20 protein-coding genes and 1 tRNA gene are annotated in these 22,624 nt (G+C 67.5%); 14 read left to right on the top strand and 7 right to left on the bottom strand.

Annotation, left to right across the window (positions count from 1 at the left end; all coding sequences use genetic code 11):
• Positions 1 to 153 precede the first annotated feature (153 nt).
• Both ABFD52_10885 and tilS read left to right on the top strand, forming a co-directional pair.
• Positions 154 to 227: transfer RNA gene (locus ABFD52_10885), tRNA-Met, on the top strand.
• Between the two features lie 38 nt (positions 228 to 265).
• Positions 266 to 1,774: a tRNA lysidine(34) synthetase TilS gene (gene tilS / locus ABFD52_10880; protein MEN6561269.1), complete on the top strand. Its 1,509-nt coding sequence runs from the start codon at positions 266 to 268 to the stop codon at positions 1,772 to 1,774.
• Here the strand turns inward: tilS and ABFD52_10875 are convergent.
• The 4 genes from ABFD52_10875 to ABFD52_10860 are packed head-to-tail and all read right to left on the bottom strand — an operon-like array spanning position 1,695 to position 5,076.
• Positions 1,695 to 2,474: an A24 family peptidase gene (locus tag ABFD52_10875; GenBank protein MEN6561268.1), complete on the bottom strand. Its 780-nt coding sequence runs from the start codon at positions 2,472 to 2,474 to the stop codon at positions 1,695 to 1,697. The genes tilS and ABFD52_10875 overlap by 80 nt on opposite strands.
• Positions 2,462 to 3,391, bottom strand: coding sequence for a hypothetical protein (locus ABFD52_10870; protein ID MEN6561267.1), 930 nt, complete (start codon positions 3,389 to 3,391; stop codon positions 2,462 to 2,464). The genes ABFD52_10875 and ABFD52_10870 overlap by 13 nt, the downstream gene beginning before the upstream one ends.
• 6 nt (positions 3,392 to 3,397) lie before the next feature.
• Positions 3,398 to 4,162: an ABC transporter permease gene (locus tag ABFD52_10865; GenBank protein MEN6561266.1), complete on the bottom strand. Its 765-nt coding sequence runs from the start codon at positions 4,160 to 4,162 to the stop codon at positions 3,398 to 3,400.
• Positions 4,159 to 5,076: an ABC transporter ATP-binding protein gene (locus ABFD52_10860; protein ID MEN6561265.1), complete on the bottom strand. Its 918-nt coding sequence runs from the start codon at positions 5,074 to 5,076 to the stop codon at positions 4,159 to 4,161. Before ABFD52_10860 ends, ABFD52_10865 begins: the two co-directional genes overlap by 4 nt.
• Positions 5,077 to 5,500: 424 nt before the next feature.
• On the opposite strand from ABFD52_10860, the gene speB reads away from it, so the two are divergent.
• The 9 genes from speB to ABFD52_10815 all read left to right on the top strand — a co-directional run bounded on the left by speB (position 5,501) and on the right by ABFD52_10815 (position 15,563).
• On the top strand, positions 5,501 to 6,349 hold the full coding sequence (gene speB / locus ABFD52_10855; protein ID MEN6561264.1) for an agmatinase: 849 nt from the start codon (positions 5,501 to 5,503) through the stop codon (positions 6,347 to 6,349).
• An 11-nt stretch (positions 6,350 to 6,360) separates the two neighbouring features.
• Positions 6,361 to 7,833, top strand: a complete 1,473-nt coding sequence (locus tag ABFD52_10850; GenBank protein ID MEN6561263.1) for a M64 family metallopeptidase — start codon at positions 6,361 to 6,363, stop codon at positions 7,831 to 7,833.
• A gap of 284 nt (positions 7,834 to 8,117) precedes the next feature.
• The gene (locus ABFD52_10845) at positions 8,118 to 8,411 is read left to right on the top strand and encodes a DUF3467 domain-containing protein (protein ID MEN6561262.1); all 294 of its coding nucleotides are present in this window, start codon (positions 8,118 to 8,120) and stop codon (positions 8,409 to 8,411) included.
• A 143-nt stretch (positions 8,412 to 8,554) separates the two neighbouring features.
• Positions 8,555 to 8,752 carry a hypothetical protein gene (locus tag ABFD52_10840; protein ID MEN6561261.1) on the top strand — a complete coding sequence of 66 codons (198 nt, stop codon included), beginning with the start codon at positions 8,555 to 8,557 and terminating at the stop codon, positions 8,750 to 8,752.
• A gap of 150 nt (positions 8,753 to 8,902) precedes the next feature.
• Positions 8,903 to 9,904, top strand: a complete 1,002-nt coding sequence (locus ABFD52_10835; GenBank protein ID MEN6561260.1) for a substrate-binding domain-containing protein — start codon at positions 8,903 to 8,905, stop codon at positions 9,902 to 9,904.
• Positions 9,904 to 11,448: a sugar ABC transporter ATP-binding protein gene (locus tag ABFD52_10830; GenBank protein MEN6561259.1), complete on the top strand. Its 1,545-nt coding sequence runs from the start codon at positions 9,904 to 9,906 to the stop codon at positions 11,446 to 11,448. The genes ABFD52_10835 and ABFD52_10830 overlap by 1 nt, the downstream gene beginning before the upstream one ends.
• On the top strand, positions 11,445 to 12,416 hold the full coding sequence (locus ABFD52_10825) for an ABC transporter permease (protein MEN6561258.1): 972 nt from the start codon (positions 11,445 to 11,447) through the stop codon (positions 12,414 to 12,416). The genes ABFD52_10830 and ABFD52_10825 overlap by 4 nt, the downstream gene beginning before the upstream one ends.
• A 243-nt stretch (positions 12,417 to 12,659) precedes the next feature.
• Complete coding sequence (locus ABFD52_10820; protein ID MEN6561257.1) at positions 12,660 to 14,720, top strand: DUF6600 domain-containing protein; 2,061 nt, start codon at positions 12,660 to 12,662, stop codon at positions 14,718 to 14,720.
• A gap of 153 nt (positions 14,721 to 14,873) precedes the next feature.
• Positions 14,874 to 15,563: a hypothetical protein gene (locus tag ABFD52_10815; GenBank protein MEN6561256.1), complete on the top strand. Its 690-nt coding sequence runs from the start codon at positions 14,874 to 14,876 to the stop codon at positions 15,561 to 15,563.
• Between the two features lie 89 nt (positions 15,564 to 15,652).
• On the opposite strand, the gene ABFD52_10810 is transcribed toward ABFD52_10815, so the two are convergent.
• The gene (locus ABFD52_10810; protein MEN6561255.1) at positions 15,653 to 17,350 is read right to left on the bottom strand and encodes a glucose-6-phosphate isomerase; all 1,698 of its coding nucleotides are present in this window, start codon (positions 17,348 to 17,350) and stop codon (positions 15,653 to 15,655) included.
• Between the two features lie 133 nt (positions 17,351 to 17,483).
• On the opposite strand from ABFD52_10810, the gene ABFD52_10805 reads away from it, so the two are divergent.
• Positions 17,484 to 18,818: an MFS transporter gene (locus ABFD52_10805; GenBank protein ID MEN6561254.1), complete on the top strand. Its 1,335-nt coding sequence runs from the start codon at positions 17,484 to 17,486 to the stop codon at positions 18,816 to 18,818.
• 112 nt (positions 18,819 to 18,930) lie between these two features.
• Here ABFD52_10805 and ABFD52_10800 read toward each other — a convergent pair whose 3' ends face one another.
• Positions 18,931 to 19,095, bottom strand: a complete 165-nt coding sequence (locus ABFD52_10800; GenBank protein ID MEN6561253.1) for a hypothetical protein — start codon at positions 19,093 to 19,095, stop codon at positions 18,931 to 18,933.
• 184 nt (positions 19,096 to 19,279) lie between these two features.
• On the opposite strand from ABFD52_10800, the gene ABFD52_10795 reads away from it, so the two are divergent.
• Positions 19,280 to 19,888 (top strand): HAD family phosphatase, encoded by a 609-nt coding sequence (locus ABFD52_10795; GenBank protein ID MEN6561252.1) that lies wholly within the window; start codon positions 19,280 to 19,282, stop codon positions 19,886 to 19,888.
• On the opposite strand, the gene ABFD52_10790 is transcribed toward ABFD52_10795, so the two are convergent.
• Positions 19,885 to 20,277 (bottom strand): secondary thiamine-phosphate synthase enzyme YjbQ, encoded by a 393-nt coding sequence (locus tag ABFD52_10790; GenBank protein ID MEN6561251.1) that lies wholly within the window; start codon positions 20,275 to 20,277, stop codon positions 19,885 to 19,887. The genes ABFD52_10795 and ABFD52_10790 overlap by 4 nt on opposite strands.
• A 259-nt stretch (positions 20,278 to 20,536) precedes the next feature.
• On the opposite strand from ABFD52_10790, the gene ABFD52_10785 reads away from it, so the two are divergent.
• On the top strand, positions 20,537 to 22,609 hold the full coding sequence (locus ABFD52_10785) for a ribonucleoside triphosphate reductase (GenBank protein MEN6561250.1): 2,073 nt from the start codon (positions 20,537 to 20,539) through the stop codon (positions 22,607 to 22,609).
• Positions 22,610 to 22,624: the final 15 nt, after the last annotated feature.

Below are 22,624 nucleotides of genomic sequence, written 5' to 3'. Positions count from 1 at the left end.
TTCCGGGCATCAGGTCTTAGGGGCGCGCATGAAGGGTCCCGATACCGTGAACCGGCAAGGAGGCATCATGATTACATTGTCATTTGCTGGCGGACTCTCGGCCGATCGGCGCGTTGACTTGGGGGGGCGATTCGGCTAGAATTTCTCCACCCTGGCGGCGTAGCTCAGTTGGTCAGAGCATGCGGCTCATATCCGCAGTGTCGGGGGTTCAAATCCCTCCGCCGCCATTTCTCGGGATCCTCCGCTCAATGATCCAAGCGCGCCGATGACAACCCGAAAGCCCCCGGACCCTGTCTTCGCCGCCTTCCGGGCGACGGCTGTCGGCGGGGGAATGATCGTTCCCGGCGACCGCGTCCTGGCCGCCGTCTCCGGCGGGCCCGACTCCGTGGCGCTCGTTGTACTCCTGCTCGAGCTCCGCGAGGAGATGCCTCTCGAGATCCGCCTGGCCCACTTCAACCACCGGCTGAGGGAAGAGGCGGACGCGGACGAGGCTTTCGTCCGGGACCTGGCCCGCCGCTGGGTCCTGCCCCTGGCCGTGGACGGGGCCGACATCCGGGCCTTCGCCGCCCGCCGCCGGCTCAACCTCGAGGAAGCCGGCCGCGACCTGCGCTACCGCTTCCTGCGCCGGGCCGCGGCCGACGGCGGGGCGACCAAGATCGCCACCGGCCACAACATGACCGACCAGGCCGAGACCGTGCTCATGCGCCTGATGAGGGGGACGGGCCTCTCCGGCCTGGCCGGGATCGCGCCGGTCGTCGCCGGCGCGCCCTGTCCCGTCGTCCGGCCGCTCCTGGCGATCGCCGGGCCCGACCTGCGGGCCTGGCTGGCCGCCCGTGGGCTCTCCTGGCGCGAGGACGCCACGAACCTCGACCGCCGCTACCTGCGCAACCGCATCAGGGCCGAACTCCTTCCGCTCGTCGCCCGCGACTATGAGCCCCGGATCGTCCAGCACCTGGCCCGCCTGGCCGGCATCGTCCGCGAGGACGACGAGCTCCTCCACGGCTTCGTCCGCGAGCTCCTCGATGAGTTCATCCTCCGCCGGGGCCGCGACCTGTCGCTGGACCTGAAGACCCTGCCCCTGCTGCTGCCGGCCCTGGCCCGGCGCGTCGCCCGGGAGTTCCTCCGCGAAGCCGCGGGGGGGCTGCGGGACATCTCCTTCGACGACGTGGCCGCCCTCCTGGCCCTCGGCGAGGGCAAGGAGCTGACGCTTCGCAAGGGCCTCACGCTGCGGCGGGAGTCCGGCCGGGTCGGGCTCAAGAAAATGGCCCCGACGCCGAGGCCCTACGAAACCTTGTGGGACGGGCGCGGCGATCTCCATCTGCCCGCCGCCGGCCTGGTCCTGCGAGGGCGCCTGCGCCGGGGCGACGGCCGCGGGACGGCCCGGCCGCTCCGCAAGGACGACCGGACCGGCGCCGACCTCGACGCGGATTCGCTCGCCTTTCCGCTGACGGTCCGGAGCCGGCGGCCGGGCGATCTCTACCGGCCGCTCGGCGCGCCGGGCCGGAAGAAGCTCAAGGAGGCCCTCCGGGCCAAGGGCGTCGCCGCGGCCGGGCGCGACCGCCTCCCGGTCCTCCTCTCGCGCGGCGAGATCGTCTGGGTCCCGGGCCTGCCGGTCGCGGAGCGGTGCAAGGTCACGGACTCCACGGCCTCGGTGCTCTCGATCCGGGTCCTGAAAAGGGCGGGCCGCCCGGCGTCTAGCGGGGGAGACGGCTCAGGTACCAGCTCACGATCGGCTGGCCCCAGATCATCGCCGCGAAGGCCGCCGGGGCGATGAACGTCCCGAAGGGCAGGGCGAACTGGAAGTCCTTGCCTTTCCGGGCGACGAGGTAGAGGCCGAAGATCGCCCCCGCGAGCGACGCCAGGATGAGGACGAGAAGCGTCCGGGCCGGCCCGAGGGCGGCACCGACCATGAGCATCATGGTCACGTCGCCCATGCCCAATCCTTCCTTCCTGCGGATGAGCCGGTAGGCGCCGTAAACGAGGAGCAGGAATCCGCCGCCGACGACGGCCCCGAGCAGGGCGCCGCGGAAGGTCAGGTCGTCGCGGAAGAAGGAGTAGGCCAGGGCCAGGACGAGGCCCGGCATGGTGATGGCGTCGGGCAGGATCTGGTGCTCGGCGTCGATGAAGCCGAGGACGATGAGGGCGCCGGTGAAGAGGCAGCCGGCGAAGAAGTCGAGGCCGATCTCCCGCCCGGCGTGGAAATAGACGAGGACGAAGCCGAGGGCCGTCAGGAGCTCGACGGCGGGGTAGACCGGGGAGATGCGGCGCCGGCAGCGCCGGCATTTGCCGCCGAGCAGGATATAGGACAGGACCGGGATGTTGTCGTAGGGCTTGATCCGCGCGCCGCAACCGGGGCAGGTCGAAGGCGGGCGCGACAGGTTCAGGCCGCGCGGCAGGCGGTAGATGACGACGTTGAAGAAGCTGCCGAACACCAGGCCGGCCACCGCGACCAGGACGAGAGTCATCGTCTCCATGGGCTGATCACCGTTTTCACCTTTCCTGTCGCCGGGTCGTAGATGTAATCCTTGCCGTCGAGGTCCTTGGGGACCTCCTTGAGAAGGCCGGCCCGGGCGAGGTCCGCGAGGCCGGCCGGCAGCCGGCCGAAACGCTCGCGGTATTTCGCCGCGGCCTCCTCGATGGCGGCCCCGTCGATCGTCGCCTTGACGTTGTAGAGGTGGTTCGAGGCGATCTTCCGGGTCCGCTCGTCGGGGGCTCGCTTATAGATGTCGAGCCACGTGTCCCACGAGGTCTTCAGGTCGCCTTTCCTGAAGATGGCGTTGGCCCGCAGCCGCTCGACGAACTCCGGGGCGCCCGGGATCTTCATGCACCGGGTGAAGTACGACTCGGCCAGGGCATAGTCCTTCAGGGTCATCAGGGCGATGTGGCCGGCCTCGAAGGGATAGATCCACTGGTCGGGGTTGTTGGCCGCGCCCCGGTCGAGGATGGCGAAGGCGGACCGGAGGAGCGAGCCGCCCATGGCCGGGATGTCCTTCTCGCGCCCGGCCCTGCGGGCGATCGAGGGGATGTCCCGGAGGCCGTCGACCGCGATCATGGCCCCGACCTCGTAGGGGTCCTGGTAGCGGGGATCGAGCTCGTTGACGATGGCGAAGACATGGTCGAGGTGGTCGAAGCGGTCGTCGATCGCCGGCGTCGAGTAATACTGGATGGCCCAGAGGTAGATCAGGTCGGCGGCCAGGCCGCGGTAGCCGAAGGTCGCGAACCTCAGGAACTTGCCCGAGGGGATGTAGATGATGGAAGAGCCGGGGAGCTTCCGGCGGACGGCCCGGTCCGTCGCCGCCTTGAAACCCACGATCCCGGCCGCGCCCGCCAGGAGCAGGAGAACGAGCAGGATGGTGGCCGAGCCCCTCCGGACCTTCGCGCGCGTTTTCATGAATGCTCAGATGAAGTCGCGGCGCCGGAAGATGAGCACGGCCAGGGTCAGGATGAAGGCCGTGTAGCAGACGCCGTAGAGGATCGACGAAAGGAAGATGCCCGGCGGGATGGGCAGGCCGTGGACGACCTCCGTCTTGAAGTTGAAGTTCTCGAGGTCCGGCAGGATCGCGTAGAGGGCCCGGACGAGCGTCCGGCCCGGGCCCGGGGACATCTTCCTGATGATGAGCTCGAGGCCCCAAGACAGGTGCCCGATGAGATAGAAAGCCAGGGCGAAGAGGGAGCTCAGGATGGGCGTCGAGAACGAGGAGAAGAGGATGGCCACGGCGGTGATGAGGATGAGCTCCAGGAAGATGTAGGCCACGGCCACCAGGAGGCCGCCCTCGATCTTCAGCGTGTGGGCGTAGACGATGGCCAGGAAGATCACGGTCATGGCCGCGGTCATGACGAAGAGCGTCAGGACCAGGCCGCAGAACTTGCCCAGGATGAACTCGGCGCGGTGGAGAGGCTTGGCCAGCAGCGTGAAGATGGTCTTCTTGTCTATCTCCTTGTAGACGAGGCCGGTGCCGATCAGGATGGCCATCAGGACGCCGAAGATCGAGATCGACGCCAGGCCGACGTCCTTGATGATCTTGACCCGGTCGCCGACCGTCAGGACGGCCAGGACCCGGGAGGCCAGGATGCCGACCGCGGCGAAGAAGAAGAGCAGGTAGAGGATGCGGTCGCGCTTGGCTTCCTTGAAGGTGATCCCGGCGATGGCCCCGATCTTCATGTCCGCGTCACCGTGTCGACGAAGATGTCCTCGAGGGTCTCGGTCCGCGGGCTGAGGGCGACGAGCCGGCCCTTGCGCTCGCGGACCAGGCCGACGATCTCGTCCACCCGGGCCTCGTCGTAGACCTTGAGGAAGACCCGGTCGCCCCGGCTGGTCACCCCCTCGCCGAATCCCGCGAAGGCCTGGGGCGGCAGGCCGGAAACGGTCACCTCGGTGAACAGGACCTTCTCCGAGACGAGATCGCGCAGGCCGCCCTCCTTGACGATGCGGCCGCCGACGATGATGGCCACGCGGTCGCAGATCATCTCGATGTCCTGGAGGATGTGCGAGGTGAAGAGGACGGTCTTGCCCTCGTCCCTGAAGCGGACGATGATGTCGCGGATCTCCTTGCGGCCGAGAGGGTCCATGCCGCCCAGGGGCTCGTCGAGGACGACGAGCTTCGGTTCGTTGATCAGGGCCTGGGCCAGGCCGGCCCGCTGGAGCATGCCCCGGGAATACTTGCGCAGCGGCAGGTCGGCGGCCCGCTCCAGGCCGACGAGCTTGAGCAGCCGGGCGATGCGCTCCTCCTTCTCGGCCCGGCCGAGCCCGAACAGGTCGGCAGTGAAGGACAGGAATTCCCGGGCCGTCAGGTAGTCGTAGAAATACGGGTTCTCAGGCAGGAACCCCAGGGCCTCGCGGGACCGGGGAGAGGACGCCGGGCGGCCGAAGATCGCGATCTCCCCGGCGTCGGGGTGGATGAGGTCGAGCAGGCACTTGATGGTCGTCGTCTTGCCTGCGCCGTTGGGGCCGAGGTAGCCGAAGGTCTCGCCTTCGCGGACGGAGAAGGTGATGCCCTTGAGGATCTGGCGGGACTTGGGGATGAAGCCGACCCGGAACGTTTTCCGGAGGTTCTCGATGCGGATCGCGTCGGCCATTGTTCTTATTCTATGGAACGGCGGTCCAAAGTCAACGGCCGCTAGCCCCGGGCCAGGCCCGCGATGCGCGGCGCCATGGCCGCCGGGCGGCCTCTCGGCTAGTCCTGGGGGGCGCGAAAGAGGCCCTTTTCTCACCCCCGCTTTCACCCGGTCGGGCGATTGACCCCCGGGGAAGGCCATGAGATTCTGGCCCCGGTCGCGGCCTTCAAGGGCGCGACGGCCTCGAAAGAGGCGGTGCCAAGGTTGTGAAAAGGGAGAAGGAGGATCCTTCTCCCCCTCTTTTTTTATCCCCCCGAATAGTATCGGCCGCCTCCCGCATTGGGAGAAAAAAGGCGCCGGACCAGCCAAAAACGACGATCATGGCGCTTGGGAGGGCCGGCCGAATCCGTTATAATCAAAGACACTGTTTTCCAGGAGGTCGACGATGTCCGATTTCGGCGGGGCGGCGAAGCCGCTCGAAGAGAATCCCGACTACAAGATGGCCATCCTGGGCGTCCCCTTCGACGAGAAGTCGAGCTACCTCCGGGGCGCCGCGGGCGGGCCGGCCGCGATCCGGGCCGTATCGACCGGCAAGTGCTACTGCGGCTGGACCGAGCTCGGGGTCAATCTCGAGGAGGACACGGTCCTGGTCGACGTCGGGGACGTCGACACGCGCGGCGACATGGACAAGACGTTCGGCCTCATCGAGAAAGGCGTCGGCAAGATCCTGGACCGGGGCGCCGTGCCCATCGTCCTGGGCGGCGATCACTCGATCACCTATCCCGTGCTCAAGGCCTTCGCCCGGCACCACAGGCCCCTCGACATCCTCCATTTCGACGCCCACCCGGACCTCTACGACGACCTCTACGGCGACCGCCTGTCGCACGCCTGCCCCTTCGCCCGGATCGTCGACGACGGCCTGGCGGCCGGCGTCGTCCAGGTCGGCGTCCGGGCCATCACCGCCTTCCACCGGGCCAAGGCCCTCAAGGGCGGCGTCCGCATGGTCGAGATGAAGGATATCGAGGGCCCGCTCCATCTCCGCTTCGCCAACCCGGTCTACGTGTCCTTCGACCTGGACGCGCTCGACCCGGCCTTTGCCCCGGGCGTGTCCCACCACGAGGCCGGCGGCCTGACCACGCGCCAGGCCCTTCAGGTCATCCAGTCGCTCAGGGGCCGCATCGTCGGCCTGGATGTCGTCGAGCTGAATCCCGGCCGGGACGCCTCGGGCATCACCGCCGCGGCCGCGTTCAAGATCATCAAGGAAACCGCCGGACGGATCGTCCGCCCGGACTGAGGGAGGGAGCCATGAAACGCCTGTTCGCCATCGCCGTCCTGGCCGCCGCCGTCGCCGGCTGCGCCAGCGCCCAGAAGGGCCCGGTCTTCGACGCCTGGTTCGTCGACAAGACCATGAGGGTCGATTATTTCCATACGGGCAGCGCGGCCGCGGAGTCGTTCGCCCTGGACCAGGTCTACGACCAGGGGATCTGGGCCGGTCCCCGGGCCCGCTTGATCGATCCCTTCGGCCTCGGCCGCTACGAGGTCAAGGTCTACGACGCCGCGAGCGGCACGCTCATCTTCAGCAAGGGCTTCGACAGCTACTTCGGCGAATACAAGACCTCCGACGCGGGCGTCAAGGGCGTCCTCCGGACCTACCACGAATCGGCCCTCCTGCCGTATCCGAAGAAGCCCGTCCGCTTCGCCCTCGAGGCCCGGGACCGCAAGAACGTCTCCCGCGAGGTCTTCAGCCAGACGATCGACCCGGCCGCCCTGACCATCATCCGCGAGGCGCTCATCCCCGGCGTCAAGGTCGTCCAGGCCCTCAGGTCCGGGGAGCCCCGCCGCAAGGTCGACGTGGCCGTCATCGCCGAGGGCTACACGGCCGCCGAGGAAGCCAAGTTCGAGGCCGACCTGGCCCGCTTCAGCGGCGTCTTCTTCAAACTCGAGCCCTACAAGTCCCACCGGGACGCGTTCAACATCCACGGCGTCTTCAAGGCCTCGGCCGAGAGCGGCTGCGACGAGCCGAGCCACGGGTCGTTCAAGTCGACCGTCCTCAACGCGACCTTCGACTCGCTCGGCTCCGAGCGCTACCTCCTGACCGAGGACAACAAGAGCCTCCGCGACATCGCCGCCCACGTCCCCTACGATGCCCTCTACATCATGGTCAACCACAAGCGCTACGGCGGCGGCGGCATCTACAACCTCTACTGCACCTTCACGACCGACAACCAGTGGTACGAATATCTCTTCCTCCACGAGTTCGGGCACTCCTTCGCCGGCCTGGCGGACGAGTACTACACCTCCGACGTGGCCTACAACGAATTCTATCCGGCGGGCGTCGAGCCGGCCGAGCCGAACATCACCGCCCTGCTCGATCCGGCCGGGCTCAAGTGGAAGGACCTCGTCAGCCCGGGCCTCGCGGTCCCGACGCCCTGGGAGAAGGCCGCCTTCGACGAGATGGACATGGCTTACCAGGAGATCCGCCGCGGGGTCAACGCGAACATCGCCCGGATGAAGAGGGAAGGGGCGCCCGCGGCCGACATCGCCCGCGCCGAAGACGAGTCCGAAAAGCTGTCGCGCGAGCAGGCCCTGAAGGTCGACGCCTTCCTGAGGGCCAGCAAGTTCTGGGGCAAGGTCGGCGTCTTCGAAGGCGCGGGATACGCCGCCAGGGGCCTCTACCGCCCGCAGCTCGACTGCCTCATGTTCACCAAGGGGACCAAGCCCTTCTGCAAGGTCTGCGAGGCGGCGGTCCTGCGCACGATCCTCTACTACACGGACTGACGGACCGGGCGCCCCTCTCCGCGAACAGATACATCACGCACCATCTCCGGTGTCCCGGAGAAGTGCGGGCTGTTGTCAGCAAAAGGGGGGTTGATGATGGGAACCAAAAAGGTGGGGGCTTTCTCCAGCCCGCGCAAGAAAGCCATCACCATTATAGCACCCGTCAACCGGATGTAAAGCATTTTTTTCGTTTTTGTCGATTTATTTTTTGAGCGCTTCAAACCCTTGATTTCCGGGGCGGTTCACCCCAGAATGAAGGGGATATTCCGGACCCGGGAGGACGCATGGACAAGAAACCCGACGGCAAGAAGGTCGAGATCAAGGTCGACGAAGCGGTCGCCCTCGGCCAATACGCCAGCCTGGCCGCCATCCGCCATTCGCGCGAGGAGTTCCTGTTCGACTTCGCCTTCCTCTTCCCCGACGGGCCTTACGGCAAGCTTGTCGCCCGGATCATCGTCAGCCCGGCCCACGCCAAGCGCTTCCTCGAAGCGCTGCAGGCCAACATCAAGCGCTATGAAGACGCCTTCGGCATTATCGTCCCTTCGGAACTGCCGCCGGCGGTCGATTTCATCCAGTGATGCCGGAGCCGCGCCGGCGGTCTTGACACCGGGGGAATTTTTCTTATATTAGTTGACCAAAGCCGAGATGAGGCATATCATTCCACCGGGAACGCGAAAGGGTCGTGCCAGGTAGCTCATAATTCCTCAGGGAGGTCATAGACATGGCTTATGAATTCAAGAACTCCAAGGGCGTCGGCTACTTCCTGCATTCGAAGGAAGTTCTTCTCAAGGGCGGCCGGAAGCAGATGATCTACTACTTCGCCCGCGACGTGCGGCCCGGGGCCATGGATGCGGTTCCCGCCGGCTACACCGTCCAGGAGACGGCCAAGACCGGGATGCCCATCCTGAAGAAGAAGTAAGCGGTTCCGTCCGGCGATCGGGCGCCGGGGGCCTTGTCCCCGGCCTGGAGGGGAACCACCTTCGTGGCTCGTCCCCGAAGGCGGTTCCCCTCTATTTTTGTGCCCCGCCGGTCCTTTGACCGGGCTTGGCCTTCTGAGTATACTGAGGCCATGAAACGCTTCGCTTCCCACGTCCTGATCATCGCGCTCGGCGCGGCCCTGACCGTTTCGTCCTGCGCCAGGAAGGGGTCCGAATCCTCCGCCCCCGCCGTCGCGAAGACCCTGCAGATCGCCGTCATCCCCAAGGGCACGACCCACGAGTTCTGGAAGTCCATCCACTCCGGCGCCGTCAAGGCCGGCCGCGAGCTCGGCGTCGACGTCATCTGGAAGGGACCGCAAAAAGAGGACGACCGGGCCCAGCAGATCACCGTCGTCGAGGACTTCATCAGCCGCGGCGTCGACGGCATCGTCCTGGCGCCCCTCGACGACCGGGCCCTCATGCGTCCGGTCCAGGACGCGGCCCGGGAGAAGATCCCCGTCGTCATCATCGATTCGGGGCTCCAGGGCAGCGACTACGTGAGCTACGTCGCCACCGATAACTACAAGGGCGGCGTCCTGGCGGCCCGCCGGCTGGGCGAGCTGCTCGGCGGCCGCGGCCGCATCTTCCTCATCCGCTACCAGGAAGGCTCGGCCAGCACCGTCCAGCGGGAGGCCGGCTTCTACGACACGGTCAGCAAGGACTTCCCCGGCCTCGAGATCCTGGTCAAGGACCAGTACGCCGGGGCGACGACCGAGACGGCCTACCAGCTGGCCGAGAACCTCATCAGCCGCTTCCCCGACGTCCAGGGCGTCTTCACGCCCAACGAATCCAGCACCTTCGGGACGCTCCGGGCCCTCCAGGAGTCCGGCCTGGCCGGCAAGATCGTGTTCGTCGGCTTCGACAGCTCGCCCAAGCTCGTCCAGGGCCTGCGCGACGGCGACGTCCAGGGCCTGGTCATCCAGAACCCGGCCCGCATGGGCTACCTCGGCGTCAGGACCGTCGTCGCCCACATCAAGGGCGAGCCGGTCGACAAGGTCGTCGATACCGGCGTCGCCCTGGCGACCAGGGACAACATGGACACGCCCGAGATCAAGGCCCTGCTCTCGCCCGACCTGTCCAACATCGCCGACTGATGAGCGATCATCCCGCCGCCGCCCCGATCCTGCGCATGTCCGGGGTGAGCAAGAGCTTCGGCGCCACCCGGGCCCTCGACGACGTCGGCTTCGAGCTCGGCCGCGGCGAGGTCCATGCCCTCATCGGCGAGAACGGCGCCGGCAAGAGCACGCTGATGAAGATCCTGAGCGGCGCGCTCGCGCCCGACGCCGGCCGCATGGAGATCGACGGCCGCCCCTACGCGCCGGGCGGCCCCGGGGACGGCATGCGAGGCGGCGTGTCCATGATCTACCAGGAGCTCAACCTGGCCCCGCACCTCACGGTCGCGGAGAACATCATGCTCGGCCGCGAGGCGGCCTCGGCGGGCTGGCTCGACCGCCAGGCCATGCGGCGCAAGGTCCGCGAGGTCCTCGATCTCGTCCGGCATCCCGAGATCTCGCCCGACGTCCCGGTCGGACGGCTGAGCGTCGGGGCCAAGCAGCTCGTCGAGATCGCCCGGGCCCTGCTCAACCGGTCCTGCATCCTGGTCATGGACGAGCCGACGAGCTCGCTGACCCAGGAGGACAGCCAGCGCCTGTTCGAGATCATCCGCGGGCTCAAGGGCCAGGACGTCGGCGTCGTCTACATCAGCCACTTCCTCGAGGAGGTCCAGAGCGTCGCCGACTCCTACACCGTCCTGCGCGACGGCCGGACCGTCGGATCCGGCTCCATGGCCGGGACGGCCCTCGACGATCTCATCCAGCTCATGGTCGGGCAGAAATTCACGCAGCTCTTCCCCCGCGTCGAGCACGCGATCGGCGGGCCGGTCCTGGCCCTGGACCGCCTGAAAGGCCGGCGGATGGCCGCTCCGGTCAGCCTGAGCCTGGCCAAAGGCGAGATCCTGGGCGTCGCCGGCCTCATCGGCTCGGGCCGCACGGAGATGCTGCGGGCCCTCTTCGGGCTCGACGAGATCGAGGGCGGCGTCATCGAGGTCTCCGGCGCCGGGCTGGCCGGGCGCCGTCCCTGGACCCGGATCCGTCTCGGCCTCGGCCTCCTCAGCGAGGACCGCCAGGGCGAAGGCCTGGCCCTGAACCTGTCGGTGGCCGACAATATGACCATGAGCCGGCTGGCCCCTTTCCGCCGCCGGGGGCTGCTGCGGCCAGCCAGCCAGCGCCGGGCCGTCGGCGGGTTCATCGATCGGCTCAAGATCAAGGCCAAGAGCCCCGGCCAGCCGGTCGGGGCCCTCTCGGGCGGCAACCAGCAGAAGGTGGCCCTGGCCCGGCTCCTGCACCAGGAAGCCTCGGTCCTGCTCCTCGACGAGCCGACGCGGGGCATCGACGTCGTCAGCAAGAGCCAGATCTACGAGTGGATCGGCGGCCTGGCCCGCGAGGGCAAGGCCGTCCTGTTCGTCAGCTCCTATCTCCCCGAGCTTCTCGGCATCTGCGACCGGATCGCCGTCTTCCACCGGGGGAACCTGGTGGAGGCCCGGCCGGCCGCGGCGTGGGACGCGGCCGGCCTGATGGCGGCGGCCACGGTGGGCCGGGCCCGGCGGGGAACGTCGGTCGAACAAAGGAACGCGGAATGAGCCGTCAGCATCGGTCCGGCGTCAGCCGGGCGCTCAACGTCTTCGGGCCCTTCCTCGGCCTGATCCTCGTCATCGCCCTGTTCGCCCTCATCCCCGAGGTCCAGGGCCGGTTCCTGCGGATGGCCAATTTCAAGAGCGTGGCCACCCAGTCGGTCATCGTCGCCCTGGGCGCGCTCGGCATGACCCTGGTCATCGTCAGCGGCGGCATCGACCTCTCCGCGGCCTCCAACATCGCCCTGGCCAGCGTCATCACGGCCTACGCCGTCAACGCCGGGGCCGCGCCGATCGCCGCCGTCCTGCTCGGCGTCCTCACCGGCGGCCTGGTCGGATTCGCCAACGGCGCCCTCGTGACCCGCCTGCGCCTCGTCCCGTTCATCGTCACCATGGGCATGATGGGCATCGCCCGGGGAGCGGCCAAGTGGATCGCCGGCAACCAGAAGATCGACGCGCCCATGACCTGGATCAACGAGCTCATGGCCAAGGCCCCCCGGCCCTCCTGGCTCCTCATGGCGCCCGGCATCTGGATCGTCATCCTGTTCGCCGTGGCCATGGCCGTCCTCCTCAAGTACACCGTCTTCGGCCGCCACATCTTCGCCGTCGGCTCGAACGAAGCGACGGCCCGGCTCTGCGGCATCCGGACGAACCGGATCAAGGTCCTGGTCTATGCCGTCTCGGGCCTGTTCTGCGGCCTGAGCGGCGTCATGGAGTTCTCCCGCCTGACCGTCGGCGACCCCACCGTCGCCGTGGGGCTCGAGCTGGACATCATCGCCGCCGTGGTCATCGGGGGAGGCAGCCTGAACGGCGGCGAAGGCAGCATCCTCGGCACGATGATCGGCGTGCTGATCATGTCCTTCCTCCGCAACGGCTGCACCATGATGGGCTGGCCCAACTATATCCAGGAGATCATCATCGGGGCCATCATCATCATCGCCGTGGCCATCGACCGCCTGCGGCACCGGAAAGACTGAGACGCGTCCCGGCGCGCCTCGTCCGCCCCTGGATCATCCTTCCGTCATGGCTCGCCGCGCCGGGACCGTTTCGGGCCGTTCGTCGCCGAAGGACGGCTCCCCGGCCCGTGCTGTCCCCCTTTCCTCCGCTCGCCCGCGGGCCTGTCCTCGTTACAGGACGGCCGGCCGTTTTTCCCCTGGGAAACAGGCTGGCATGATAGTTGCTATGGATGAGGTCGGCAGGAGAAAGAAAGGAGACAGACGATGAACAAGATGATGATCAAAGCGGCGCTCCTGGCGCTTGCCTTCATCGTTTCGATCCCCCTGGCCCTGGCGGCCCAGGACGAAGGATACTATCCCTACAGCTTCGCCCGTCTGACCTACGTCAACGGCTCGGTCTATGTCCAGCGGACGTCGGACCTGGGCTACGAGAAGGGCGAGGTCAATCTGGCCCTCGTCCAGGGCGACAAGCTCGGGACCGAGAGCGGACAGGCCGAGATCCATTTCGGCCGGCGCAACTACCTCCGCCTCGGCGACAACACCAAGGTCGAGTTCGCCATCCTGCCCAAGGAAGGGGAGGACCGGATCAAGCTCTTCCTGACCGAAGGCCAGGCCTATCTCCGGGTGAGCCAGCTCGCCCTCGAAAAGGGCGTCGAGGTCCACACCCCCGACGCGTCGTTCTACGTGCTCGAGGAAGGCTTGTACCGGTTCGACGTCCGGCCCGCCGAAACCCTGGCCGTCGCCCGCGACGGCAGCCTGGAGGCCGCGGCCGAGTCCGGCTCCGTCCTCGTCCGGAGCGGCGAGACGGTGACGGCCGCCGACGGCCGGCTGGCGAGCGATCCCGAATACGACTATGCCCGCGGCGACGCGTTCGACGACTGGAACGGCTCCCGCGACGATCTGCTCTCGGCCCGCAGCGAGCGGCAGTACCTGCCCTCCGACCTCTCGGAGTACGAGGAGGAGCTCGACGCGAACGGCCGCTGGGTCTATGAGCAGCCGTACGGCAACGTCTGGGTCCCCAGCGTGTACGCCTACGACGATTGGCGCCCCTATTATTACGGCCGCTGGGAATGGTACCCGGTCATCGGCTGGACCTGGATCTCCTCCGAGCCCTGGGGCTGGGCCTGCTACCACTACGGCCGCTGGAACTGGCGCTTCGGCCTCGGCTGGTACTGGATCCCGACCCGCCATTGGGGCCCGGCCTGGGTGCATTGGTGGAATGACAGCGATTATATCGGCTGGTGCCCGCTGACCTGGTACAACCGGCCCGGCTACCTCTTCAACGACCGCTTCTACGACCGCTCGAACGACAGGTACTTCTCGGCCCATAACCGGGCCATGACCGTCGTCCGGCGCGACCATCTCCAGTCGCCCGACATCGGCCGCCGTCACGTCGGCCAGGCCGACCTCGACCGCATCGGGCGGGTCGAGCTCCGGGCCCAGCAGCCCGGCATACGGCCGTCCGTCGACAACTCCCGGCCAGAGTCCGTCACGGCCCGGAGGGCGCTGGAAGACCGGGCCGGCGGGCGGGCGCGGGTCAGGAACGTAGCTCCTTCGAATAGCCTGGTCTCGCCGCGGCAGGGCGGTTTGAACCCGGGCCTCCGGCCCCGGGAAAGGGATGCCTCGGCGGCCGGCGGCGGCCGGCAGTCCATCGACCGGCCGGTTGTCCGCGGGCCCGAAAGCGGCGGGCGGGCCATCCGGTCCTATCCGAGCCGGCAGCCCTCGACGGGCCGCGAGTCCGGCGGGGCCGCCCGGGTGTCCCGGTCCCAGGACCGGTCCGCAGTCCGCTATCCTTCGACCTCCACCCGCCAGGGCTCGGCCGGGAAAGAGGAGCGGACGGCCCCGGCGCCGCGGTCGGTCCGGCCCGGGTCGGACCGGACCTCCCGCTCCGAGTCCGGGAGGTCTCAAAGTCGCACCTACAGCTCCAGCTCCTCGGTCAGCCGTCCGTCGTCGCGGCTGAGCTCTGCCCGGGCGTCCTCCCGCTCCGAGGCTCCGTCCTTTTCGCGCTCCGGGTCGTCCCGCACGCCGTCCTATGCCCGGCCCCGCTCGGGGGGCTCCTCGTCCCGTTCCCTGAGCTCCCCGAGACACTCGGGCTCGTCGTCGGGGCGGACCTACAGCGCTCCCCGGTCGAGCCGGAGTTCCTCCTCCGGGCGCTCTTTCAGCGCTCCCCGTTCGAGCGGCTCTTCCGGCCGTTCCTACAGCTCGCCCCGCTCCGGCGGCTCCTCGTCCGGCCGCTCGAGTTCCTCGGGCCGGTCGAGATCCGGCTCGTCCGGGTCCTCCGGATCGTCGTCCCGGTCCGGCGGCGGCGCCAGAAGGAAGGGCTGATCCCGGTCCCCCGGCTGCCTCCCGTTTTCCGACGGGGCCAGGCCTCCCTGGCCCATTATTTTCCTTTACTTTTATGGGGCGCGATGGTATAAATAAAAATCTGTCCGGGGAGGATATTCCCGGGCGCCCTTTCGACACATGGAGGTAGTTTCGATGAGTCCCATCAAGAAAACAGGCATTTTGTTCCTTAGCTTGGTCCTCGTGGCCGGGATCGCCGGCACCGTGGGCTGCCAGAAGAAGGCCGAGAAGCCCGCGGCCGAGGCCGTCAAGGCCGTCACCGAGTTCGAGGGGGCCGTTCGCGCCGCCCTTGGCCGGTACATGTACCTCTCGACCGCCCAGGGCTTCGACATCGTCCTGCCCGGCTTCGACGCCGCCTCGCTCATGGGCAAGACGATCAAGGTTAAGGGCAACCTGCTGCCCGATCATCCGCCGGTCTTCCTGGCCGACAGCGTCGAGAGCGGCGGCCAGACCGTTTACACCCGCAGCCAGGAATTCCAGGCCGAGGATTTCGTCGAGATGAAGGCCCGCGAGGCCGTCCCGGCCCTGGCCATCACCGGCATCAACAATTCCGAAACGTGGGAAGGCAAGGGGAAGGGCAAGGTCTTCGGCAAGCTCCAGAAGGGCGCCACGAATTACATCGTCATCTCCGACGCCAACGGCAAGGAGCAGGCCAAGATCATCGTCGATTCCATCAGCACCTATTCGAACTACTACATCCAGAAGCTGCGCCTGTTCGACGAATTCTGGTTCTACCTCACCATCAAGAACAGCGTCGACAAGAATCTCCGGCCGCGGGCCAAGGAGATCTTCCATGCCGACGTCATCGGCGTCGGCCTGTACTGATCGTTCCGCCGCATCGAGTCACACAGGGGACGGCCCCGCGGGGTCGTCCCCTTTTTTTTTTGCCGCGAGAGGGGACCTGCTCTTTCTTGTTATGAAAGGAACGAGGACAGGGCGGCCAGGGCCGGCTCGACCGGCCCGCTGATCTCGAGGGCCAGGAGCCGGCGCCCCTTGGCCGCAAGCGCCAGCGCGTCCCCGCCCGCCTGGGCCGCGAACAGCGCGCCGAAATCCGCCGCCGGCCGGACGATGCCCGGCACGGACGGGATAGGCACCAGCGGCAGTCCGGCCGCCGTGATCATCAGGAAGAGCCCCCGGTTCCCGTCGCCCTTGTGGAGCTGTCCGGTCGAATGGAGGTAACGGGGCCCGGCTCCGACCGTGACGGGCAGGCCGCTCTTGAGGCCCAGGCTGGACGCCAGCGCCGCAACGAGCCCGTCGACCGACCGGCTCGCGGGCAGGAAGGTGAGCACAGCCAGGTAATCCCCGTCGCGGCGCCCGGCCAGGAAACCGGCCAGGGCCGTCTCCGGAGGCTCCGCCGGATCGGGGCGGACGACGCGCAGGCCGCCGGAGCCGGGGATCCGGCCCGTCCCGGACGAGCCGGCGCCGTCGGGGGAGGCCAGCAGCTCGCGGGTCCTCTTCTTGGTCGATTCGACATCGGGCTGATCGAAGGGGTTGACCTTCAGCGAGCGTGCCGCGACCGCCGTGGCGAACTCCCAGAGGAAGAAATGCCCGGCCAGATCGTAGGGATCCTCCAGGGCCAGGCGGACCATGGGCGCCGCGGCGGCCGCGGTCCCGGGTGAGCCCGGCCTCGGCGCCGGCCCTGCCGGCGCCCCGATCTCGACCAGCAGGCGGTCCCGGCCGCGCCCGGCGGCCCCTGGCCTGTCCGCGATGACAGGCACGATGCCGCGGCCATCCTTGCCCGTGCTCTCGGCGACGAGCTGCTCGAGCCAGCCGCCGAGCGGCCGCAGCCGCGGCGGCAGGATCAAGGTCAGCTTGTCCCGGCCCTGGAGGGCGGCCGCGCCCAGGATCGCCCCGAGGCGGGCGCCCGGGTTCCCGGCGGCGGCCGGGACGCGGCAGGCCTCGGCCATGGCCCTGGCCGGGGCGAGGAGCCGTTCGAGGTCGAGGCCCTTGAGCGCCGCCGGCACGAGCCCGAACGCCGACAGCGCCGAGAACCGTCCGCCGATGTCCGGCCGGCCGTGGAAGACGCGGCGGAAGCGCAGATCGCGGGCCACGGTCTCGAGGGGCGTTCCCGGGTCGGTGATGGCGACGAAGCGGCTGCCGGCGTGCCCGGGGCCGAGAGCCGCGCGGGCCCGGTCGTAGAAGTAGGAGAGCAGGGCCGCCACTTCGGCGGTCGTCCCCGACTTCGAGGAGACCACGAACAGGGTGCTTTCGGGATCGAGCCGGGCCCCGGCCGCGGCCACGGCCCCCGGCTCGGTCGTGTCCAGGACCTCGAGCTCCAGCGCCCCGGGGGCCGTCCCGAAGAGCCGGGCGAAGACCTCGGGCGCCAGGCTCGAGCCTCCCATCCCCAGGACCGCCGCCCGGCGGAAGCCCACGTCCCTGACGGAGGCGGCGAAAGCCAGCAGGGCCGGGATGTCCCGGGTCGCCGTCGCCGGCGCGGAAAGCCAGCCGAGGCGGTTCGAGATCTCCCGGTCCTCGTCCTTCCAGACCGTCCAATCCAGGTCCCAGACGCGGCGGACGACGTCGTCCTTGTCGAGGGTCTCCAGGGCGGAGGCGAGCGCTGGCTCCAGCGTCCCCGGGTCGGCGAGGCGGATGCCGGCGGGCGAAGCGATCATGGGCGGGCCCCTTTCTGGCCCTGGGGATTATAGCAACTCCGCGCCGGCCGGACAAAGGCCTTGATTATTTCCCCGGGAAGCCGGAAGATAGGGGACTCGAAGGAACGCCCCGAGGCAGTCCGGAGGCCTGACCATGACCAACGTCGAAACGGCCGAACCCGCCGGCTTCTTCCATCCGACCCGGCCGTTCTTTCGCTTCGCCAACCTGCTGTTCATCTCGTCGCTGGCGTTCGGCAGCTACTTCGCCTACGACATCATCGGGGCCATCGCGCCGTCGATCATCGACGAACTCAAGGCCGCCCGGGCCACCGTCGGGACGATGAACACGATGTACAGCGTCGCCGCCATCCTGGTCGTTCTCTTCGGCGGCATGCTCATCGACAAGCTCGGCACGCGCAAGGCCAGCATCATCTTCTCCCTGCTGGTCCTGGCGGGAGCGGCCATCGTCTGGCAGGCCAGGAGCATCCCGCTCATCTTCCTGGGCCGGTTCATATTCGGGGCGGGCTCCGAGCCCCTCGTCGTGGCCCAGAGCGCCATGCTGGCCCGCTGGTTCAGGAACAAGGAGATGGCCATGGCCTTCGGCGTCCAGCTGACGGTCAGCCGCCTGGGATCGCTCTTCGCCTTCAATACCGGGGAGCTGTTCACCAAGAACTTCGGGACCTACCGGGCCGCGCTCTTGGCGGCGGTCTGCGCCTGCGGCCTGTCCCTCCTGGGCAACATCGGCTACATCATACTCGACAAGCGCGGCGAGAAGGCCCTCAACCTCCGCAACGAGAGCGCCGGGGACAAGATCGTCTTCAAGGACATCAGGGAATTCAGGCCGACGTTCTGGTTCATCACGGCCCTCTGCTTCACCTTCTACGCGGCCGTTTTCCCCTTCCAGACCCTGGCCACCGACTTCTTCCACACCAAGTGGGGCATCGCCCTGACGGCGCCGGCCACCGGGACTTTCCTGCACCAGGTCTTCAACAACCTGCTCCACATCTTCAGCACGGCCGGCGGCATCACCAGCATCATCATCTTCGCCTCGATGATCCTGGCCCCGTTCGCCGGCCGGCTCGTCGACCGGGTCGGCCAGCGGGCCCGGTTCATGATCGCCGGGGCACTGCTCCTCATCCCCTGCCACCTGGCCATGGGGCTGACGGGGATCTACCCGGTTTACCCGATGATCCTGCTCGGCTTCGCCTTCGTGCTGGTGCCGGCCGCGCTGTGGCCGTCGGTGCCCCTGATCGTGCGGCCGGAGCGGGTCGGGACAGCCTTCGGGCTGATGACGGCCATCCAGAACATCGGCCTGGGGCTGTTCCCGCTCCTCAACGGGCTGTTGCGCGACAAGACGGGGTCATATGTCGCCAGCCAGGTCATGTTCGCCGGGCTGGGCCTCGTCGGCCTGATCTTCGCCCTGTTGCTCGGCCGGGCCGACCGGCGCGAGGGCGGGGTGCTGGCGAAGCCGCAGAGGGCGAAGGCCTGAGCGCGCCCGGGCGGCCGTCGGCTGGGCGTTGGGGGGCCGGGGCGACGCAGACCGCGGCCCCGACGACCCTGTCGGGTCCGGCCGGCCCGGCCGAAACTGTGGTTGAAGCCGCCTAGACGGCCTTCTTGGCCGCGATCTCGGCCTTGCTCTTCCGCCGGATATCGGCGGCGTGGGCGCGCTTGTAGGTCTGGATGTCGACGAAACGTCCCTTGCTGTCCCGCACGGCGTAGAGCTTGGTCCCCTTGGAGCTGCGGTGGGTGGTCCTTCTCATCGGCATATGCCCTCCTTTTGCTTTGACGCTTTTCCCCTCGATGGCCTGAAGCCGGCTCGATCAAACCGGATGATGGCCTCAGGATAATCCAGCGATGGCGGGATGTCAACACGTGGCCGCGGTTTGCCCCGGCCGCGCCCATCTGCTATAAAGGCTATTCATTCCCCGCGACCGAAGGAGACCGAAGACCGTGATCCGCGCCGTCATCTCCGACCTGGGCAAGGTCGTGCTCTGGTTCGACAATGATATCTTCTTGCGCAAGCTGGCCGGCCGGGCCGGCCGGCCGTTCGGCGAGGTCAAGGCCGTCGTTCATGGGGACTCCGAGCTCCTGCAGCGCTTCGACGGAGGGGACGTCACGCCGGCCGGCTTCCGGGCCCGGATCCTCGAGCGGATCGGGGCGGACATCCCCTACGGCGAGTTCTACGAGATGTACAGCGACATCTTCACCCTGAACCCGGCCGCGGTCGACGTCCTGGCCCGGGTCAAGGCCGCGGGCGTCAAGGCGCTGCTGCTCTCCAACACGGACCCGGAGCGGTTCGGCTTCGTCCGCCGCCGCTTCCCCGAGGTCGCTCTCTTCGACGATTTCGTCCTGTCCTACGAGCTCAAGCTGCTCAAGCCCGACCCGGCCATCTACCTGGCCGCGGCCCGGATCGCCGGCTGCGCTCCCGGCGAATGCGTCTTCATAGACGACATGGAGGAGAACGTCGCCGGCGCGGCCGGGGCCGGCCTCGGGGCCATCCGCTACCTGCCGGGGACGGACCTGGCGGCGGAGCTCAAAAAGCTGGGGCTGCGGCTCTAACCGACGATCTGCACCCAGGCTTTGCGGGCCCGGGGCCCGTCGAACTCGCAGAAGAAGATCCCCTGCCAGGTCCCCAGGCGCAGCCGGCCGCCCTCGACGACGAGCGTCGCCGACGAGCCGACGAGCGCGGCCTTGACGTGGGCCGGCGAATTCCCCTCGCCGTGGGCGTAGGGGAGGGCCTCGGGCACGATCTTCCGCAGGACCATGGCCAGGTCGGCCCGCACGTCGGGGTCGGCGTTCTCGTTGACCGTGATCCCGGCCGTCGTATGCGGCGCCGTGACGACGCACAGCCCGCTCTCGACGCCCGACGCGGCCACGAGCCGTTCGACCTCGGCCGTCAGGTCGACGAATTCTTCACGCGACGCGGTCCGGATCTCGATGCTATTCATCGCCGCCTCAGCAACTTATAAATTTCTCGGAAAAGCCCTTGACAAGGCATTTTCCGGGGTGTAAATTCTCGGTCAGAAAATACAACATTTAGTATTTTTTAAGCAAGGGTTCCACAAGATATGGGATAAGAGGGGCAAGGCGTTGTGCTTTTGCCATGGTTTCGAGATATGCCGATTTTAGCACGTCGGCGAGCGAAATCCCAGGCTTGCGGTCCGGGCGGAGAAGGAAGAAGGAACGAGGGAGAAAGGGAGGGTATCCATGGTCAGCGCGGTAGGCAGGATCAAGAAGCGGGACGGATCGGTCGCGGACTTCAACCAGGACAAGATCACCAACGCCATCCACAAGGCCATGAAGTCCGAGGGCATCACGGACATGTCCGTGGCCAAGACCGCCTCGGACATCGTCTGCTTCATGATCGAGGAGAAGTTCGGCGGATACACCATCCCGTCCGTCGAGCAGATCCAGGACATCGTCGAGATGGTCCTCATGAAGCAGGGCTACCACGACGTGGCCAAGTCCTATATCCTCTACCGCGCAAAGCACAAGGGCATCCGCGAAGCCAAGAAGATTGGCATCAACCTCGAGCGGCTGGTCAAGGACTATCTCAGCAACGCCGACTGGAAGATCCGCGAGAACTCCAACGAAGGCGTCCAGAGCTTCGCCGGCCTCAACGCCCGCGTCTCCGGCGAGGTCCTGTCGAACTTCGCCCTCAACCATATCTACTCCGAGCGGGCCAAGAAGGCCCACGAAGAGGGCGAGTTCCACATCCACGACCTGAGCTACCCCATCGTCGGCTACTGCGCCGGATGGTCCCTCGAGAACCTCATCCGCAAGGGCTTCGGCCACGTCCCCAACCAGGTCCACTCCAACCCGGCCAAGCACCTCGACACCCTGACCCTGCACATGGTCAACTACATCGGCACGATGCAGGCCGAGTTCGCCGGGGCCCAGGCCTTTTCCAGCGTCGACACGCTCCTGGCTCCCTTCGTCCGCCACGACCGCCTCAGCTACGAGGACGTCAAGCAGGACATGCAGAAGCTCATCTTCGGCCTCAACGTGCCCTGCCGCTGGGGCTGGCAGACGCCCTTCTCCAACCTGACCTTCGACTGGACGATCCCCGAGGACATGAGGAACAAGAAGGCCGTCGTCGGCGGCGAGGAGCTCGAGACCTGCTACGGCGACTACCAGCGGGAGGTCGACTGGATCAACCAGGCCTTCCTCGAGATCATGATCGAGGGCGACCTCAAGGGCCGCGTCTTCACCTTCCCCATACCGACCTATAACCTCAGCAAGGACTTCGACTGGGATTCGCCCAAGGCCAACCTCCTCTTCGAGGCCACGGCCAAGTACGGCATCCCGTATTTCCAGAACTACATCGGGACGAACATGAACCCCGGCGACATCCGGGCCATGTGCTGCCGCCTCAACCTCGACCAGCGCGAGCTCATGCGCCGGCCGGGCAGCATGTGGGGGCCCGGCGACTCGACCGGCTCCATCGGCGTGGTCACGCTCAACCTCAACCGGGCCGCTTTCGAAGCCTCCTCGAAGGAGGATTTCTTCGCCAAGCTCAGGGAGCTCATGACCATCGCCAAGGGCACGCTCGAGGCCAAGCGCGAGATCGTCAACAACATGCTGGCCAAGGGCATGATGCCCTACACCAGGGTCTACCTCGGCCACTTCGAGAACCATTTCTCGACGATCGGCGTCTGCGGCATGCACGAGGCCTCGATGAACTTCCTGCACAAGGGCATCGGCACGCCCGAGGGCCGGGACTTCGCCGTCGAGACCCTCCAGTTCATGCGCGGCGTCCTGCGCGAGTTCCAGGAGGAGACGGGCAACCTCTACAATCTCGAGGCGACGCCCGCGGAGTCGACGGCCTACCGGCTGGCCCGGCTGGACCGCCAGAAGTATCCCCGCATCTACACCTCGGGCACCGAGAAGTTCCCCTACCTCACGAATTCGACCCAGCTCAACGTCGACGCCACCCGGGACATCTTCGAGGCCATCCAGCACCAGGGCGAGATCCAGCCCCTCTACACGGGCGGCACGATCTTCCACGCCTTCCTGCCCGAGGCCATCGACGGCGAGACCTGCAAGAAGCTCGTCCGGCGGATCGCCCAGACCAGGCTGCCGTACTTCTCGATCACCCCGACGTTCAGCGTCTGCATGAACCACGGCTACATCCGCGGCAAGCATTTTCAGTGCCCCGAGTGCGGCGACGAGACCGAGGTCTACAGCCGCATCGTCGGCTACATGAGGCCCGTCAGGACCTGGAACGACGGCAAGCAGCAGGAGTTCCAGGACCGGACGACCTACGACAAGATCGGCTGAGACCGGCGCGACATC

It is taken from the genome of Acidobacteriota bacterium (genome assembly GCA_039683095.1).
Taxonomy (GTDB): domain Bacteria; phylum Acidobacteriota; class Aminicenantia; order Aminicenantales; family Saccharicenantaceae; genus RBG-16-66-30.
Note: the sequence above shows the minus strand (reverse complement) of the source record. Positions and strands in the feature narration are given on the sequence as shown.

Bases quoted from the DNA above. Each gene is read 5' to 3' on its own strand.
- tilS (MEN6561269.1), top strand. From the start codon at position 266: ATGACAACCCGAAAGCCCCCGGACCCTGTCTTCGCCGCCTTCCGGGCG.
- ABFD52_10875 (MEN6561268.1), bottom strand. From the start codon at position 2,474: ATGGAGACGATGACTCTCGTCCTGGTCGCGGTGGCCGGCCTGGTGTTC.
- ABFD52_10870 (MEN6561267.1), bottom strand. From the start codon at position 3,391: ATGAAAACGCGCGCGAAGGTCCGGAGGGGCTCGGCCACCATCCTGCTC.
- ABFD52_10865 (MEN6561266.1), bottom strand. From the start codon at position 4,162: ATGAAGATCGGGGCCATCGCCGGGATCACCTTCAAGGAAGCCAAGCGC.
- ABFD52_10860 (MEN6561265.1), bottom strand. From the start codon at position 5,076: ATGGCCGACGCGATCCGCATCGAGAACCTCCGGAAAACGTTCCGGGTC.
- speB (MEN6561264.1), top strand. From the start codon at position 5,501: ATGTCCGATTTCGGCGGGGCGGCGAAGCCGCTCGAAGAGAATCCCGAC.
- ABFD52_10850 (MEN6561263.1), top strand. From the start codon at position 6,361: ATGAAACGCCTGTTCGCCATCGCCGTCCTGGCCGCCGCCGTCGCCGGC.
- ABFD52_10845 (MEN6561262.1), top strand. From the start codon at position 8,118: ATGGACAAGAAACCCGACGGCAAGAAGGTCGAGATCAAGGTCGACGAA.
- ABFD52_10840 (MEN6561261.1), top strand. From the start codon at position 8,555: ATGGCTTATGAATTCAAGAACTCCAAGGGCGTCGGCTACTTCCTGCAT.
- ABFD52_10835 (MEN6561260.1), top strand. From the start codon at position 8,903: ATGAAACGCTTCGCTTCCCACGTCCTGATCATCGCGCTCGGCGCGGCC.
- ABFD52_10830 (MEN6561259.1), top strand. From the start codon at position 9,904: ATGAGCGATCATCCCGCCGCCGCCCCGATCCTGCGCATGTCCGGGGTG.
- ABFD52_10825 (MEN6561258.1), top strand. From the start codon at position 11,445: ATGAGCCGTCAGCATCGGTCCGGCGTCAGCCGGGCGCTCAACGTCTTC.
- ABFD52_10820 (MEN6561257.1), top strand. From the start codon at position 12,660: ATGAACAAGATGATGATCAAAGCGGCGCTCCTGGCGCTTGCCTTCATC.
- ABFD52_10815 (MEN6561256.1), top strand. From the start codon at position 14,874: ATGAGTCCCATCAAGAAAACAGGCATTTTGTTCCTTAGCTTGGTCCTC.
- ABFD52_10810 (MEN6561255.1), bottom strand. From the start codon at position 17,350: ATGATCGCTTCGCCCGCCGGCATCCGCCTCGCCGACCCGGGGACGCTG.
- ABFD52_10805 (MEN6561254.1), top strand. From the start codon at position 17,484: ATGACCAACGTCGAAACGGCCGAACCCGCCGGCTTCTTCCATCCGACC.
- ABFD52_10800 (MEN6561253.1), bottom strand. From the start codon at position 19,095: ATGCCGATGAGAAGGACCACCCACCGCAGCTCCAAGGGGACCAAGCTC.
- ABFD52_10790 (MEN6561251.1), bottom strand. From the start codon at position 20,277: ATGAATAGCATCGAGATCCGGACCGCGTCGCGTGAAGAATTCGTCGAC.
- ABFD52_10785 (MEN6561250.1), top strand. From the start codon at position 20,537: ATGGTCAGCGCGGTAGGCAGGATCAAGAAGCGGGACGGATCGGTCGCG.